The 16,048-nt window shown below is 48.2% G+C and carries 19 protein-coding genes; 8 read left to right on the plus strand and 11 right to left on the minus strand.

The features are described from left to right. Positions 1 to 89 precede the first annotated feature (89 nt). Positions 90 to 866 (minus strand): IS630 family transposase, encoded by a 777-nt coding sequence (locus tag R3B84_22940; protein MEZ6143435.1) that lies wholly within the window; start codon positions 864 to 866, stop codon positions 90 to 92. On the opposite strand from R3B84_22940, the gene R3B84_22945 reads away from it, so the two are divergent. Beyond that, positions 813 to 962 (plus strand): hypothetical protein, encoded by a 150-nt coding sequence (locus R3B84_22945; protein ID MEZ6143436.1) that lies wholly within the window; start codon positions 813 to 815, stop codon positions 960 to 962. The genes R3B84_22940 and R3B84_22945 overlap by 54 nt on opposite strands. Positions 963 to 1,273: 311 nt before the next feature. Here R3B84_22945 and R3B84_22950 read toward each other — a convergent pair whose 3' ends face one another. From R3B84_22950 to R3B84_22960, 3 genes are all read right to left on the minus strand, one after another. Further along, entirely contained in the window at positions 1,274 to 1,579 is a 306-nt protein-coding gene (locus R3B84_22950; protein MEZ6143437.1) for a polymorphic toxin-type HINT domain-containing protein, read from the minus strand. 211 nt (positions 1,580 to 1,790) lie between these two features. Next, on the minus strand, positions 1,791 to 2,570 hold the full coding sequence (locus R3B84_22955) for a hypothetical protein (GenBank protein ID MEZ6143438.1): 780 nt from the start codon (positions 2,568 to 2,570) through the stop codon (positions 1,791 to 1,793). Positions 2,571 to 2,576: 6 nt separating this feature from the next. Then, positions 2,577 to 2,816, minus strand: a complete 240-nt coding sequence (locus R3B84_22960; protein MEZ6143439.1) for a hypothetical protein — start codon at positions 2,814 to 2,816, stop codon at positions 2,577 to 2,579. A gap of 195 nt (positions 2,817 to 3,011) precedes the next feature. Here R3B84_22960 and R3B84_22965 point away from each other — a divergent pair, with 195 nt between their 5' ends. After that, positions 3,012 to 3,233 carry a hypothetical protein gene (locus R3B84_22965; GenBank protein MEZ6143440.1) on the plus strand — a complete coding sequence of 74 codons (222 nt, stop codon included), beginning with the start codon at positions 3,012 to 3,014 and terminating at the stop codon, positions 3,231 to 3,233. Positions 3,234 to 3,401: 168 nt separating this feature from the next. Here R3B84_22965 and R3B84_22970 read toward each other — a convergent pair whose 3' ends face one another. The 4 genes from R3B84_22970 to R3B84_22985 form a co-directional block, all read right to left on the minus strand. After that, a complete protein-coding gene (locus R3B84_22970) occupies positions 3,402 to 3,995 on the minus strand; it encodes an SMI1/KNR4 family protein (protein MEZ6143441.1) in 594 nt (197 codons plus the stop codon). Between the two features lie 183 nt (positions 3,996 to 4,178). Further along, positions 4,179 to 4,727 (minus strand): hypothetical protein, encoded by a 549-nt coding sequence (locus R3B84_22975; protein MEZ6143442.1) that lies wholly within the window; start codon positions 4,725 to 4,727, stop codon positions 4,179 to 4,181. Positions 4,728 to 5,005: 278 nt separating this feature from the next. After that, positions 5,006 to 5,551 carry a hypothetical protein gene (locus tag R3B84_22980; GenBank protein MEZ6143443.1) on the minus strand — a complete coding sequence of 182 codons (546 nt, stop codon included), beginning with the start codon at positions 5,549 to 5,551 and terminating at the stop codon, positions 5,006 to 5,008. 2 nt (positions 5,552 to 5,553) lie between these two features. Then, the gene (locus tag R3B84_22985) at positions 5,554 to 5,910 is read right to left on the minus strand and encodes an AHH domain-containing protein (GenBank protein MEZ6143444.1); all 357 of its coding nucleotides are present in this window, start codon (positions 5,908 to 5,910) and stop codon (positions 5,554 to 5,556) included. Between the two features lie 86 nt (positions 5,911 to 5,996). On the opposite strand from R3B84_22985, the gene R3B84_22990 reads away from it, so the two are divergent. The 6 genes from R3B84_22990 (at position 5,997) to R3B84_23015 (ending at position 13,426) form a co-directional block, all read left to right on the plus strand. Continuing rightward, positions 5,997 to 6,326: a hypothetical protein gene (locus tag R3B84_22990; protein MEZ6143445.1), complete on the plus strand. Its 330-nt coding sequence runs from the start codon at positions 5,997 to 5,999 to the stop codon at positions 6,324 to 6,326. 751 nt (positions 6,327 to 7,077) lie between these two features. Next, entirely contained in the window at positions 7,078 to 7,638 is a 561-nt protein-coding gene (locus tag R3B84_22995) for a TIGR03067 domain-containing protein (protein ID MEZ6143446.1), read from the plus strand. A 360-nt stretch (positions 7,639 to 7,998) separates the two neighbouring features. Beyond that, positions 7,999 to 9,441 (plus strand): hypothetical protein, encoded by a 1,443-nt coding sequence (locus R3B84_23000; protein ID MEZ6143447.1) that lies wholly within the window; start codon positions 7,999 to 8,001, stop codon positions 9,439 to 9,441. A gap of 234 nt (positions 9,442 to 9,675) precedes the next feature. Continuing rightward, positions 9,676 to 10,383, plus strand: coding sequence for a protein kinase (locus R3B84_23005; protein ID MEZ6143448.1), 708 nt, complete (start codon positions 9,676 to 9,678; stop codon positions 10,381 to 10,383). Then, positions 10,380 to 12,770 carry an RDD family protein gene (locus R3B84_23010; GenBank protein MEZ6143449.1) on the plus strand — a complete coding sequence of 797 codons (2,391 nt, stop codon included), beginning with the start codon at positions 10,380 to 10,382 and terminating at the stop codon, positions 12,768 to 12,770. The genes R3B84_23005 and R3B84_23010 overlap by 4 nt, the downstream gene beginning before the upstream one ends. Positions 12,771 to 13,018: 248 nt before the next feature. After that, on the plus strand, positions 13,019 to 13,426 hold the full coding sequence (locus R3B84_23015; GenBank protein ID MEZ6143450.1) for a hypothetical protein: 408 nt from the start codon (positions 13,019 to 13,021) through the stop codon (positions 13,424 to 13,426). Between the two features lie 16 nt (positions 13,427 to 13,442). On the opposite strand, the gene R3B84_23020 is transcribed toward R3B84_23015, so the two are convergent. From R3B84_23020 to prfA, 3 genes are all read right to left on the minus strand, one after another. Beyond that, complete coding sequence (locus R3B84_23020; protein MEZ6143451.1) at positions 13,443 to 13,664, minus strand: hypothetical protein; 222 nt, start codon at positions 13,662 to 13,664, stop codon at positions 13,443 to 13,445. A gap of 259 nt (positions 13,665 to 13,923) precedes the next feature. Then, positions 13,924 to 14,793: a peptide chain release factor N(5)-glutamine methyltransferase gene (gene prmC, locus R3B84_23025; GenBank protein ID MEZ6143452.1), complete on the minus strand. Its 870-nt coding sequence runs from the start codon at positions 14,791 to 14,793 to the stop codon at positions 13,924 to 13,926. 56 nt (positions 14,794 to 14,849) lie between these two features. Continuing rightward, on the minus strand, positions 14,850 to 15,926 hold the full coding sequence (prfA, locus tag R3B84_23030) for a peptide chain release factor 1 (GenBank protein MEZ6143453.1): 1,077 nt from the start codon (positions 15,924 to 15,926) through the stop codon (positions 14,850 to 14,852). Positions 15,927 to 16,048: the final 122 nt, after the last annotated feature.

Below are 16,048 nucleotides of genomic sequence, written 5' to 3' on the forward strand. Positions count from 1 at the left end.
ACCAGAAAAACAGCCCCACCGCAGTAGAAAAATGAGAAAAGGCAGGCTTGGGTGATGAGAGCAGATACCAAAAGATAATTAAACCAAAATCAGATTGAAAATCGGAGTTTTTCCGCTTGAGGATCGACTTCAAATCTTGGCCACAGTCTTTTAATTATTTCATCCGGAGTTTCATTCAATGTATCGATGAATCCTTTGCAAGCGTCGAACAAGTCACGCAAGGTTGCAAAACAACAATGTTGCGTGACCTCTTCACGCATCCATTTCCATAACCCTTCAATGGGATTGAAATCGGGACTATAACTGGGCAAAACTACTATTTCGATGTCCAACTCGCTGGCTTTGGTTCGAACGAACTTCGCCTTGTGCCAAGGTGCTCCATCCCAAATTACCACAACACGTCGACCTTGTCTTTCTACCCAATCGTTCACTCGGTGCAAAAATTCAGCCGTGTTTTCCTTGTTGCATTTGCCTTCGTTCCAGATCAAACATGCACCAGCACTGAAATTGTAAGCACCATACCAGTTGATGCGATCGGACAGCGGAGGGCAATCACTCACTCGCCAAGCCGATTCTCCCTTGCGCCACCAAGTATAGCCCAAGTCCATATCACGATGAAAATGGGATTCATCAATATAAATGATCACGATATCGCCGCGACACATTTGCTGGTACATATCCGCGAACTGTTTCAGGTATTCGGCCCGCTTTTCAGGGTCCCCTTTGCCGAACAGTTTCTTGCATTTCTTCCAGCTCAATCCCGCTAATTGCAGGATCCGCCGCACGGTATTCCGAGATACATACCGCTGGAATTGACAACCGATCCAGTTGCACAACTTCCTGATCGTCCATCCGTGGCCTGGCAATTGGTGATCTACCGGATCGCTTTTCAGAACGGCATCAACGATCTGCTCTATCTGCGACTGGACAAAAGGGGGACACGGCCGCCAGTACGCCGATAAATCAAGGCGTCAGGTCCATGGTTGTTATATTTATGAACCCAGTTCAACAACACATCGTCGCAACGTCCAATTTCTGCGGCATAAGCAGTTGCGTTAGTGTGACCAAGAGCAATTTGGTACAAAGCCATAAACCGCTCCCGAGTACGAGGATGCTCGGATTCCAGAGCCAGGCGACGCAAATCATCGGTGGTTTGATTCCATTTAGTAGTGTTCGGTCGGATCATCCTTGATCTCCAAAGGTTGGTCGACTTGCCTAGGTTGAACATTCTGACCAGCTTAACATAACTCACCAAATCTGTAAACACCGATTTTCAATCTGATTTTGGTTTAGCAGACACGATGTTGTAATTATGGGCCCAGACACTGAAGCCCCAGGTGGGGTCGCCGACGAAGTAGGTGTGGTAGTCGCTGATGCGGAAGTTGTAAACCGTTTCGACTTCGCCACTATTGGCCACGCCTTCGACAGGCAGATACTGTTGATCCTCCGACTGTAGCAGGTCTCCGGGCTGCAGGAACTTCGCGGGCACACAGCCCTGATCTTTCACATAAAACGGATGCCTGGCCGTGGTGCGGATGATTCTGCCAGTCCGGCTCTGATGGAGGGGGAGTGCAGCAATGCACCCTCCCCGCCCCTATACCAATCAGTTTGCGTCCAGCCCACAGGTGGGCAAGCTGCGACCGCCCAGCAACCTAACACTGTGCGATTCGTTGTCAAGTTGTCAAAGATCTAAGATGTTGATCAATGTCGTAACGATTGTTGCGACACTGCATAATCGTCTCAAACTGGCTTCAAAGGCGACTGGCTGCTCTCTCATGTTGGCCCAAGACTTACGAATAAATGATACCAGATTCAACTGCCAAGGGTCTGATGCGTGCAATCTGCTCTTCCGTCACCCGCCATAAGCTCAAAGTGCTATTGAAGGTAATCAGACTGCCATGATTGGCATCCGCAGTGATAAAATCTTTTAGCCGCATTTCGCCAATCATTAACTTTAGTTGAAAATCATTTACATAATTATATGGATAAAGATCCCTTATACTCCCTTTGTAGATTTCTTCGTCGTCCATTCTTAAACCCCATCGTCCATGACGCTCTACCTCGAGCGATTCCTCTGGGGAATTCTCATCACCCGTCCCTATCCCAAGAGCATACCATTCAGGACCTTTATCAAAGCTTCTTTGATAACTAATTCCGTATTTTGAACCTGTCGAATCAGCAATTGATTGGATCAGCTGAAGATTATTGAGGTGGTCAATTGACATACACTGATCATTTATACTTATAACAAAATATCTTTCATCGCTATCGAATGACGCCACAACATTAATCAAATATCCGTGAAAGTGATTAAGGTATGAATCACCAGTCGATATAACATTAAATCCAGTGATATTATTAAAACTCATTTTGATAAGCTTAGATCTCTGCCTTTTGAATGACAGCAACTTTGGGGTATAGCCTTCGCCATGAATGCTCATTACATCCGGACAACAATTCAATGACTCCATCCAATTCAGAATGCATTGCAGTAATCTGGCATTTATCAAGTAGTCTGTTTCATCGTTGCCATAAAATGCAATGCAGTTATAACTTGTATCAGCCTCCACCACAAGTCATCTCCTTTTACGCTTGATGACCAAATCGCGAATAATTTTTGGTTTTCCTTGATGCTCTTCAGGCAAAGAGTCCATTCCGTTTCTTAATTTAATTTTAGTTTCTAGGGGATCATCAGTAATTGATAATACTTCAAATGCATCTACTTTCCCATCTCTGCGGACGCCGATAATGTCAGGGCGTTTGTTGATTGCACCCGTTCTGGTGACATTCAATGCAGTCCGCCATGAACGATTCATGATGATATATAATTAGTCACCACTTTCTACCATCTTACGAACTTGGCGGTTTACTAATGTTGCATGCGCTTTACTATGTGGGCCGTTTGTTATCTGCGCTTTACCATAAACAATGGTCTTGCCTTTTGATGTTGTGAATTCTGTGGAATGCATTCCTCTTCTTCGTCGTACGCTATACGCTGCAGAATTCGCATTATGAGCCCAGACGCTGAAGCCCCAGGTGGGGTCGCCGACGAAGTAGGTGTGGAAGTCGCTGATGCGGAAGTTGTAAACCGTTTCGACTTCGCCACGTCACGCCTTCGACAGACAGATACTGTTGATCCTCCGACTGGAGCAGGTCGCCGGGCTGCAGGAACTTCGCGGGCACCCACCCCTGGTACTCGACATAAAACGGATGCTCGGCCGTGGTGCGGATGATCCTGCCGCCCACATGAAGATTCAGAATCGGGGCACAAAGATTCCAGCCTACGCGATTACTTGTTCAAGGCTTCGCCCTGGATTCCCGCCTACGCGGGAATGACGGTTTTCAGGTAGGCATCGGTTAACAGGTTGTTCTTCGAATTTACTGCCTGAGATTGTACCCGCCTATGCGGGATTAATTTCTAGTTCACTAACAGCAACAACTTTATTTCTGGATACTGACCAAAAATTAGCGTCAATAAGAAAGGTTTCACTAACTCCATTATCATATACAACATTTGCAAGTTGATATTCAATTAGTTTTGGTGGATGTAGCATTTGCAGAAAATTATACAGGTCTTTAGCGATTTTCTTGTAGCTTTTTTTCGTTTGTTCTTTCTCATGATCCCAAAAGAAAATTGCCCCATTATCACTTTGTCGTGTTGAAATCAAGAATAAATTATCACCTTCTTCTGATGCAATAGGAAGTGTCCATTCAGGAATTCTTTCCTGGTAGATCTCCAAGAAAAATTTAATACTATTTGATAACTTGCATTTGACCCCTAAGAACATATCAATAGCTGCATCGTCATAGGGACGCTTTCCAAACTTAACAACATACAATTTCGGTTTGCCACCGTTTTGTTGCAACAGAAATTCTCGATACTGAATTGGTATAGTGTTACCTATTTCTTCTTCAAATTGAGTAATAGTTTCATGATCAGCTGCCTTAACTGGCTTTATCAGATCAATTTTAAATTTAGAATCATTGATTTTCATTTTTTATATTTTAGCTCATGAAAGTTTACATATATTGAAACTCCGCCACTATGGCCAGCTGCACGATGAACATCTGTCTGAATGCCCGACAGCTGGCCAAGGGGTGTAAAAGCGGTCGGTATCAGGAGCAGAGCAGTGATGAACCGAATCTGCTCGCCCGCCTGCACGAGCGCACCGGCAGCGCTATAATTCTATTCGGAAGCCATTGACATGATATTCCTTAAAAAGTTGAAATATCTCTTCAGATACAACAATTGGCAACCTCCAATCTTTGACACGAAATATCTTTTGTTGTTGCAACTTTGTTCTTTCGATTTTCAACTTAAGGACAAAGCTGGGTAGCCCGCGACGATATTCTAAAAAATAATTATCTTCATAATAACTAATTACACAGGAATGGTCAAGACAATCAATAACATTCAATACATTAAGTATGTAATATGTACCATATCCAGTGATGGTGGTTTCAATTAACTGGATCTCACTACCACAAGCATTGTTCAAAGCATTTGCAACTTCCGTCGAAATCACAGGGTATCCATACATTAAAAAAGTAACTGCTGACTGATTTCCTTCGCGTTTAACGTCAAAGTGAATTGAATCTCCAGTATATTTGGTTCCCGAAGCGAATATCCACGGATTGATTTTTTCACCAGAAGTATCCTTCGGCGCAACCAAATACCAATCTGTTTCACGTCCAACTGGTATTAATGAATAGTAACGATTTTTCATAGTTAGAATCCGAAATCAGATGGTTTACTATTGCGACTTTCAAATCCGAATCTGCCAACTGTTGCTGGTGTTCGCAGAATACCGCCCAAGGGTGTTGAAGGATCTCTCACTTCATTTTTAATCTTTAATAATTCATTTCTGAATGCCCGACTGTCGTGTGGACATAATGTGGAAATTATTCGTGTAGTTCACTCAGGTCCGCGCCACGTCGTGGATGGTCAAGGGTTAACGTGGAGATAATCGTCGAAGTCGAAAACACTATGGACTATAGGAACTTCCTAAGTTGCCCGCATTCCACCACTACCGAATTTCTTGAATACCTTATATACATCATCACTAACTACAATCGGTATTTCCCAGTCTTTAACACGAAAAATCTTGTTATGATTCAACTTAGTTGTATCGATTTTCATCATCCCTACTGCCCGGGGTTTTCCCCTCAATCGATTTTCTTCAAAATCTTTTGGGTAGTACTGTCGAACACAGGAATGGTCGAGGCAATCAACAATATTCAAAACATTGAGTATGTAATAGTTGCCGTGCCCTTTAACTGTTGATTCAACTAACTGGATTTCGTCACCGCAAATTTTGGCTAATTCGTTGGCAATTTCGGCTGACAGCACCGGAAAACCATATGCAGAAAAAGTAATAGCACTATGATTGCCTTCATACTTGACATCAATGTATATCTTATCACCCATATACCTGGTTCCATCGGTAAATAACCACACATCAATTTCTGTGCCGGTAACATCTGCTGGCACCTTCAAGTACCAATCTTCTTCACGACCAATTGGCATTAACGAATAGTATTGGCTGCTCATGTTTATAATCCAAAATCTGATGGCTTTGTATTATGACTTTCAAACCAGCTTGCTCGGTTTCTCAGTAGTGCACCCAAACTTGAATATGGGTCTTGGACTTCTCTACTAATTTTTGTCAACTCGCTTTCGATCGCTTTTCGATAAGCGGCTGACCCTCTCCTGAGTCCTTTAACTCGTTTAGCCAGCCTAGTGTACACTTCATAATTATAGAAACCGTGCGATACATAATGATTTTCCAAACGAACAATATTTTTTACATGACTTAATCTCATCCCAGCGCCTGCAAATAACTCTTCAAAATGACGTCTCCAAGCGCCATTGTTGGAAGCAAGGTGATGGTCTTCTACTGCTTTGCTCATCCTCACCTTTTTAGGGCTTCTGATTGTCGTCCCATGCTCGTCAACTACTGCGGCCTTGATACATGCTTATAAGAAGAATTCGCATTATGGGCCCAGACACTGAAGCCCCACGTGGGGTCGCCGACGAAGTAGGTGTGGTAGTCGCTGATGCGGAAGTTGTAAACCGTTTCGACTTCGCCACTGTCGGCCACGCCTTCGACAGGCAGATACTGTTGATCCTCCGACTGGAGCAGGTCGCCGGGCTGCAGGAACTTCGCGGGCACCCACCCCTGGTACTCGACATAAAACGGATCCTCGGCCGCGGTGCGGATGATCCTGCCACCCACATGAAGATTCAGATTCGGGGCACAAAGATTCCAGCCTACGCGATTACTTGTTCAAGGCTTCGCCCTGGATTCCCGCCTACGCGGGAATGACGGTTTTCAGGTAGGCATCGGTTAACAGGTTGTTCTTCGAATTTACTGCCTGAGATTGTACCCGCCTATGCGGGAATGACGGTTCTGGTGGTTTCGGATTAATTGTGCTAATTCAAGGCTTCGCCCTGGATTCCCGCCTACGCGGGAATGAGGGATGCCAAACTGCGGTTTTCAGGCAAAACCTGCCCGTGGTGAAAGTTCCAGTCAATCCAAATGAATTGGTGGCACTTCACACCACAGGGCAGCATTGGTGTTGTTTTTCGAGTTGTCAAAGATCAATTCCAAAGCATGGACTTATTTTCACGCACATATAATATATCCTCGTGTCTGCCAATTTTGGCAATTTTTTTATCGCCGGGACGATTTTTCGCGAAAAATGGCTGTCGTAACTGCTTATTCAGTATTAAGTTGCGGCGAATCAATCTTTTTTGTGAATTTTTGCAAAATTGCTATCACCTCTTTGGATCGATCGACCAAAATAGTGCCGTTTGAGATCGGAAAATTGATTTTTGCTGCTAACAGCACTGGTCAAGTGCTGGCACTTCAAACTGGTTGAATTGGATGTCCGCCTACGCCGGAGTGATAATTTCGGCGTGCACTTAGCTTATTCGTATGTTATTTACAATTACACCTGTTCTGCTACTTGCAGTGCGGCACGCAGTTTGCTCAGTGCGGTAGCCTGAACCTGACGTACACGTTCCTTTGACAGGCCGAGTTGTTGTTATTCCTTCATTTGTGGCAAGGTTTTACCATGAAGTGTTTTTATCCAAAGATGCTCTGTGTGCTAAGTATGTTCTTCACTTCATGTGATAAACAGGAAAAAAGCGGCCAATCCTCTACTACCGCAACGCAACCGCCAACGAACACCTTGCAGAAAGGTAATACAGGAGATCTTCCACCAGCAGCAAAAACGGGAAATTCTCCCGCGAATGATCAGATCAATCCTGAGATGAAGAATGACCCCACAGAACTAATGAAGTTCCAGGGGAAGTGGAAAATGGTTGAAGTACGATTGGGAGATTTTGTACGAAAACCAACCGATATTTTCTGGACGATCGCAGAAAACACCGTTACGGTCGATGAGGCGATGCGAAAAAGCCAAACGGCGAAGTTAATCATCGACACTGCCTCTACACCATTCAAGATTGATCTGCTTGGCAAGGGACAACCCGTTGATCGTGCGATATTTAAATTTGAAAATGATCAATTAATCATTTCTGTTGCTGATGAAGAAAATATCCCACGCCCCACTGTCTTTGACCCGATGTCAAAGACAGCCGTGATGTTTGTACTGGAGAAAGTAAAAGAATAAGGAAAACACCGCGTTTACTTTTGGGATTGCGACAGGTTGACCTGAATTTCGGCTACAAATGCCTCCACCAGCTACAGAAATCAGCAACTATTTGCCTGCCAACATTCCTGCAAGGCCAGTATCGTCTTGGTTTTCTCTTCAGGTGATGGATTTTCTGGTGGGCCACCGTCCAGCCCCCATCCCGCGCAGGGAAGGGGGTGAAGGCAATTCAGAATCAATCTATTCATCGTGGCGTGCGGAAAATTGAGAGCCCCGACATTCAAATGGCCCTTGGCAAGTATTGACATGTATGTACAGTAATCTATTGGTCGTTTTTTGCTTGTAATGGTTGGTCGTCCTGCTTGCACCACGGAATGAGATATGCCGCTGAATGTACCCTTGACGGAAGAAATGGTCCGGAACATGGCTCCGGACGAAAATGTGCTGGAACAAGCTGCAGAAATTGTTGCTGGCAACCGCATCCTCAATCCGGGCGTTTCTGCTGATGGCACGTGGCTGCTGGCAGAGGCACAAGGGACCGCGCGCGACCCCTACTATCTTTCAGCCGACTTTATCGACCCGAATAATCCCGTATTTCGCACGAATTCTCCAAGCCGTTTCAATCCAGACAAGTACAGCCTGGGTTTGCTGCTGGCCTACATTCAGAACCCCGACAGTTTTACCACCCAGGAACCGAGCGACGACCTGGTGTTCAAGCGGGAGAAGAAGCTGGCGGCGGATGATCGCAAGAAATTTGGCCCTTCCGCACCGAAACGCCCCACCAAAAAGGGGATTGATAAAGCCAAAGTGGCCCGTGCGGATGCTCTTGATCATGCAGATCACCTGCTGACCGAACTGGTGGCCACGGGCGACTGGTTTGCCACCAGCAAAATTGAAAAAATTGAAAAAACAGCCAAATCTCTGGCAGATGTCAACCTGAACAGTGCGAATATGGCCTATCGCAACCTACTGATGACCTGCAAGATGAAAGGGATTTCCGATGATGAGCGGAAAATGCTGGCGTGCGACGCCATCGGCAAATTGTGGGGCATTCTGAACTCCTCTCGGGCCTACATTCGCCACGATGCCCCCGCTGGAGAGGCCAGTGAAGCGGTGTATTACAGTTTCGTCGATGAAGTGCTGGGGCTGGATTTACACGCCAGTGATCTGATCGAAAAAGGCTTCGTTCAACAAGATATGACCCTGCTGGAATTAGCCTACGAACGCACCGATGACGATGCCAGACAACAGCGAATCGAGTTGAGCAACCTGATTAATGTGGCTACAGGCGAAATTTACCACTCGTACGCGGTGCGTGCCTATCGTTCGGTTAACCAGATTCTGGAACAGCCCAGTTATGCCGCACCTATGGTGGTTTCTCAGGCTGCGGTGGTGCCGTTTCTCATTAATCCCCGTATCCGCTGGGATCGCTCTGCTGAACAGGGCAACCGCGATTACGATGAGGCACTAGCCAGTGTTTACCAGTTCGCTGCCACCGATTTCAGTTCAGCAATTGAACGATTTCGGCAGCAATTAATGCACCCTCTGGCCCCACAGGAAGCGGTATTTCTGCTGAAACCCACCGATGTGGGGCGGGTGCGGGATCAGCAGGTGATTGCCGATGAAGAAGGCCAGCGAATTGTGCTGGCAGACCGACGCAAAGGTTATTCCAACATCGAAAATCTGTTGCGTGGCTATGCCAGTCTGGCCAAAGAACAACCTGCGGTGCTGATTCGGTTATTCTATCGTCCGTTAGATCGTTCGATTGTTGGCTTACCTCTGGCCGCATTGACCGAAAAAGTCCACCTTCGCCTGGGTCTGTAACCCACGTGGGATCAGGACAGGTTGAAAGAGGTTTATTATATTAATGAAAACTCACTAATTTTCCTGTCCGGGTTCAGGTGGGGGGCGAATTTTCATTTTTTCCTCAAATGAACCGATCTGTGGTGCGAACGTACCTGATAGAGAGTCTCCTGCGTGGGAGAAGTAGGTGCAGTGCCTTTATTTCCCTAAATGGTTCTGCTATAATCACTTAACGGTTTTTACCAGTATCTGTTCATGCAGCTTGTCTGTGGAAAATGTCAGCGGTCACTCTCGGAACTAGCGGAAGGCGTCCGCTATTGTCCCTATTGTGGCAGTCGAATTTCCACAATTCCCGATGGACATGAAGCCCCCACCGGCACGTACGAATTTGATGATCTCAGCTCTGCGGGTACCGATTCTGGCCTGATGCCCATTGGAAATGGCCGCACCCGTGGGCAGATGCCGGACGAAATTGGCCCATTCAAATTGCTGAAAGTGCTTGGCTCTGGTGCGATGGGCACCGTTTTTGAGGCGATTCACAAAGAAACGCAGCAACCTGCCGCCGTCAAACTGCTCGATCCCCGCCTGGTGGATAACGCCGTCTCGGTCGAGCGTTTTCGGCAGGAAGGCCGCTTAGCCAGTCAGATCAACCACCCCCATAGTGTGTTCGTCTTCATTGCTGATGCAGATGCGGGCTGGCCCTACATTGCCATGGAATTAATGCCTGGCAACACGTTGAAAACACTGATTGATGAAGAAGGCCCGCTGGAACCGCTGCGGGCGGTGCGTCTGGCAATTGAGATCGTTGATGGGTTGAATGAAGCCCACCGCAATGGGGTGATTCACCGCGATGTCAAGCCTTCCAACTGTTTCCTGACAGCCGACGGCCACGTGAAGGTGGGGGTGATTTTGGACTTTCCAAGGCGGTTGGCTCCAGCTCTAATGCTCGCGAAAAAGGGCTGACCCGCACAGGCACCTTTGTGGGGACAGTATGGTTTGCCGCACCAGAACAGATTAAGGGTGAAACGATTGGCTTTGATACCGATGTTTATTCGGTAACGGCCACATTGTTCTATCTGCTGACAGGTCAAGCCCCCCACCAATCGGACAGTTTGACCAGTTCAATGGCCAAAACGCTGTCCGAATCGCCAGCCTCTGCACGAATTCTGAACCCAAATGTCAGTAAATCGCTGGAACGGGTTCTGATGACCGGCCTGGAACGAGACCGCGAACGGCGGTATGGCACACTGGATGAATTGCGGGAAGATCTGGAAGCCCTGTTGCCCGAACGACAGTTGCCGGCCCGCCCACGCCTGCGGATTGCGGCCTATTGCATCGATCTGCTGCTGGTGGCACTGGTCGCACTGCCAATTGATATTCTGCTGGAACTTTCTGGTTTTAAACCACTCTTTCGAGTGGGGGTCTTCAACACCTCGTGGACGATGCTGATCATCATGTTCAGCTATTTCACTGTTGGTGAGGGATGGTATGGTACCACTCTGGGGAAAATTCTGATCGGCTTGCGAGTGATTCGCCACCGTCAGGTAGAACCGCCGGGCATCCCCAGGGCACTGGCGCGAATGTCGTTATTTCTGGCTCTCGTCTTTCTGACCGTCAATTTTGGCTGGCTGACGAGGCAGTTGATGAACTGGACGGGGATCATGATTCCCGGGCTGCCGATTGTCACCGCACTGATCGCTGCGGTGGCTGGCGGGATTGGCCTGTCGATCATGTTTCGCAAAAAGTGGGGCTTTCGAGCCCTGTACGACATGGCCACCGACTGTGCGGTCATTATTCGGATGCGTCTTCAATGCGAACTGCGGTTTGCCGCCCACGCAGGAAACTGGCTGGACGATCTGGCGAAAACACTACCGAAATCAAGCGACCTGCCTTCGATTCCGGGCGTGGAAGTCCTCGCCAGAATTGAGCAACCACCCGGTCACCCGCACCTGTTTCTGGCTAAAGATATTACCCTGAGCCGGCGATTGCTGATTGAACTGGAAGAGATTTCGGCTGATACGGAATTGATGGTCGATACTGGCCCCACCCGTTTGCGAAATACGGGCCGTGGGGAGCTTCAGTGGCAGAATCAACGGATGCGCTGGCTGGCATTCAACGCACCCCTGGGGGCGGCTTTTATTGATGTGGTTGATCCGGCGAAACCGCTGCAATGGCCACAGATTTACCCACTGCTGGTGCAACTGGTTGAAGAAATAGACCGTGGGCGGAAGGATGATTCGTTGCCGGAGCACCTCAATCTGGCACAATTGTGGCTGGAGCCGAATGGTCGTTTGAGAATTATCGACTTTGTACTGCCCAACAAACGGAATCTGCAAATTGCTGATGCGGAAAACGAAGTAAAATTACTGCGTGAATTCATTACGCTGGCATTTGAAGGTCAGCCACGGTGTTGTCAGCAGCCACCAGAGGCACCCCTGCCACTGGCGGCTCGTCAGGTCATTGAACAGATATTTGCCGACGACATTTATCCGGAACGATTAGCCCATGATCTGAACGACTTGCGAACGATGCCACGCAATACATCCACGACCCTGCGTGCGGCACATATTGGTGTGCAAAGTCTGCTGATGAGCATGGGCTTTGGTCTGTTGTTGTTGATTCCCACGTTTTTTCAATTCCAGCAGACCTACATCGCCCACCAGGAATACCGTACTTTACAGGACAGCAACAATGCCCTGACTGCCATGATGCAGTTGCCACCAGAAAAAGCCCCCGCGTGGGTGAAAAAAATGCCGCCGCAGGAAATCCAGGTGGTGATGGGTTATCTGGAACATGAGGTGGATGAAAGTGAAAAACTGCTGGAACAGCAGCACAGCTATATGAATCAGTTTGAGCGAACAGTGTTTGAGCAGGTGATTTCGGAACTGGCCAGCGAAGAGCGACCATTACCGCCGATCAGCCCCAACCACCTGGGTGGAATTACCGAATCCCGCGTGCAGGATCGGCTGGAAGCTGCCCGCAGCAGCAACGGTAAATCGCTGATGCTGTTGCAAACTGGCTGGGCACTATTTTTCTGGCCACTCTGTGCCCTGGTATTCAACGGTGGTATTGGAATGTGGATTGCTGGCGTGGCGGTTGTCAATCGTCATGGTCTGCGGGCCAATCGCATGATTGTGCTGGTGCGATCAATGCTTACCTGGCTGCCTTTTTACCTGGTGTGCATTCTGGCAATGTGGATCATCGTCAAGCATCCTGAGCTGCACGACCTGCGGCTGTTTCTGCTGATGCTGGCACCCGCAACACTGGTTGCCTATCTCTTTCTGGCATTACGCCGACCAGAGCGATCACCCGTTGATCAACTTTTCAAGACTTACATTGTCCCACGTTAGGTTTTTTGCCTCCCACACTGCGACAGATTTCTGGAACAGAAAAGGATCTGTGTTTGCGTGATACCTGCATCTCCAAGATGCATGAGAAAAAATTAATCTATTGCCAGATTGCGGGAAATTTCTGCATCAAGCGCAAGCCTTTGCCAGCACAGCATTTGCACTGATGGGTGGGTGAAAATTTTACCCTTGTCGTCCGTGCCGAATTGCGTTATCGGTCACGCAGGAATTTGCTACAGGGAGGATACTGTATGTGGAATCGATCGACGATGTGGTGCATGGCTGCGATGGTATTCGGATTTTGCACAAGTGTGCAAGCACAAATTATTCGCATACCCAAACATATGTTGGATGATTGCCAGTTACCAATTCCTGTGGGACGATTTATCGAAACCAAGGAACCACCAAAGGCACTGGCACCCGCTTTTGTGGGGCACTTACCAGCGCAACTACCTGCCAAACAAGCAGTTAGCAATGCAGAACCAGTGCAGCGAGTGTCTTATTCTCTGCCAGCAGAAGACGACCTGAACGCTATTAAACTTCAAGTATTATGGCGCGCAGCGAAGGAGTACCGCACCGCAATGGCTACAGGTGACATGATTGCCGCAGACAAATGGGGCAAACTTCTGGACGATGCCCTGAAAGCGACCAGCAGATAGAGGAACGGTCCCTTTTTTAGCGGCGATCAGGATTGCCGGGCGGTGGTGCCGGCGGGGCTGCTACCACCACAGGTTGGCCACCATTATTGTTGTTGGATACCACGTTACCGCCACTATCCACCATCACGCTATTGGTCTGGATCTGAACAGGTTGCTGAACTACCACACCAACAGTACCAGATGGGAGGGTACGTTCTTCAATTTGTTCCACATTCAATCGAACATTGTTGTCTGGCATCGCTTGATCACCGAATAATTAAGGACTGCGAATCTTTCGACTTTCATACACTGCAGACTAGAACAGGACCAAAATACAAATTTGAATTTTGTCAACCGAATTGGGAAATAATTTGGCTAATTTTCAGTTCTGAGAAAATTTCTCGCGCCACAGTCAGCAATTCATGCGTGGGAAGAATTGAGAGTGAAAAGCAAATTTTGGCTTGAAAACAAATGTTTTGTCAGGGAACGAATTCGACAATTTCAACCATTCCCACGAATTACATCGTTCGAGTTGCAGCAAGGACGCGGTCGTTGCCGGAAAAATCTTTCAGAATCCGAATATTTGCCCATTCCGGCTGTGCGGCAAAAAGTTCCTTTACCGCAATCCCCTGCTGGTAACCAATTTCTGCCAGTAAATGCCCACCGTGGTGCAGATGTGCTGCCGCATCGGTGGCCAGCGAACGATAAAACCTCAGCCCATCTGGTGGGGCCAGCAGTGCCATCGTTGGCTCGAAGTTTTTTACTCCGGCATCCACTTCGGTCCATTCGGCTTCGGAAATGTACGGTGGATTGGTGGCAATCAGATCGAATGTTGCATCCGGTGACACGGCCTGCCACCAGTCACCATGCAGAAATTGCAGCCGATCCCCCACAGAATGGAGTGCGGCGTTCCCTTTTGCCACCTCCAGTGCGTCCAGAGACAGATCAATCGCCTGCAGGTGGGCCAGGGGCAGCGATTTTGCCAGCGTTACTGCAATACAGCCACTACCAGTGCCCATATCCAGTATCTGGGCAGGTTTTTTGGCATCAATCAACCGAAGTGCTTCCATTACCAGCACTTCCGTGTCAGGACGTGGGATCAGCACCGCCGGCGAAACATGAAACTTTAATGAGAAAAACTCTTTTTCACCCACCAGATAGGCAATCGGGGTGCCTTCGGTGCGTCTTCGGATCAGTTCGCGGTATTGCTGGCGAATGGAATCGCTCGCAAGTTCCGAGAACCGCACGTAGAGGTCGATTTTGCTGCACCCCAAGGTGTGTGCCAGCAGAATTTGAGCTTCCAGGCGGGGTTGCTCCACCCCACGATTGCGAAAATAGTCTTCAGTCCAGGTGAGCAGGCGCTGAATGGTCCAGACATCCGATGTCATTCGTGGGGGTGTCCTAATTTGGCACAGTCATCTGTAAGTTCTTATCGGGGCGATAGTTACGACATTTGTGACAATCGTTGCTGTTTGTCGTATTCCCGCAGGGCGTTGATCAGCTCATCCATTTCGCCCATCATCGTTTGGTCGAGGGTGTGCAGAGTCAGATTGATGCGGTGGTCCGTAATGCGGTTTTGTGGGAAGTTATAGGTTCGAATGCGGTCGTTTCTGCCACCGGAACCGATCTGATTTTTGCGAAATTCGGCCCGTTCCTGGGCGATCCTTGCCTGCTGTCGTTCAAAAATCCGGCTTCGCAGCACCCGCATGGCTCGCTCGCGGTTTTTGTGCTGACTGCGTTCATCCTGACATTTTACTTCAATCTCGTCGGATGTGCCCCGTTTATACCACAAACGAACCGCAGATTCCGTCTTATTGACGTGCTGCCCACCAGCACCACCGGCCCGCATCGTTTCAAACTCGATATCATCCGGTTTGATATCCACCTGCACTTCGGTGGGTTCCGGCATCACGGCCACAGTGGCAGCGGAAGTGTGAATTCGGCCCTGAGTTTCGGTTTTGGGAACGCGCTGCACGCGGTGCCCACCCGATTCGTAACGCATTTTCTGAAAAATGCCTTCGCCACTCAGGCTGAAGACGATTTCTTTGTATCCACCAGCTTCCCCTTCACTGTAGTCAATCGTCTCAATCGCCCAGCCGTTTGCACGTGCGTAGCGGGTATACATATCCAGCAGGTTGCCTGCAAAAATTGCCGCTTCATCCCCACCGGTGCCCGCACGGATTTCGACAAACAGGCTGTCGAAGTCTTCGTCCGGATCCACTAAAAGCTGGTCTTCGATCTTGTTTTTCAGTTCGCCAAGTCGGGTTTGCAGGTTTTTCAGCTCTTCTTCGGCATAAACCCGCATCTCTTCATCGGCTTCCTGTTCCAGCAATTCCTTTGCATCCTGGATACTGGCTTCTACTTCCTGATATTCGATGTAGGGTTTCACCAGTTTGCCCAGACTACTCAGTTCGCGGGCAATCTGGTTATAGTTGCTCGGATTGGCTGCAATCTCGGGATCGCCCAACAGGGTTTCCAGTTCGCGGTAACGACCTAGTTTTGTAATCAGCGACGGCCACATGTCAGCGACTTCCCAAATGCCTAAAAGTGTATTTTATAGCACGTTACGAATATTGTGCAGATCGAATGAGGGAAACTGGTATTCCCATCGCTGAAAATGAATGGAAATCACCTTTCATCTGT

The organism is Zavarzinella sp., from assembly GCA_041399155.1.
In the GTDB taxonomy this organism is placed as follows: Bacteria; Planctomycetota; Planctomycetia; order Gemmatales; family Gemmataceae; genus JAWKTI01.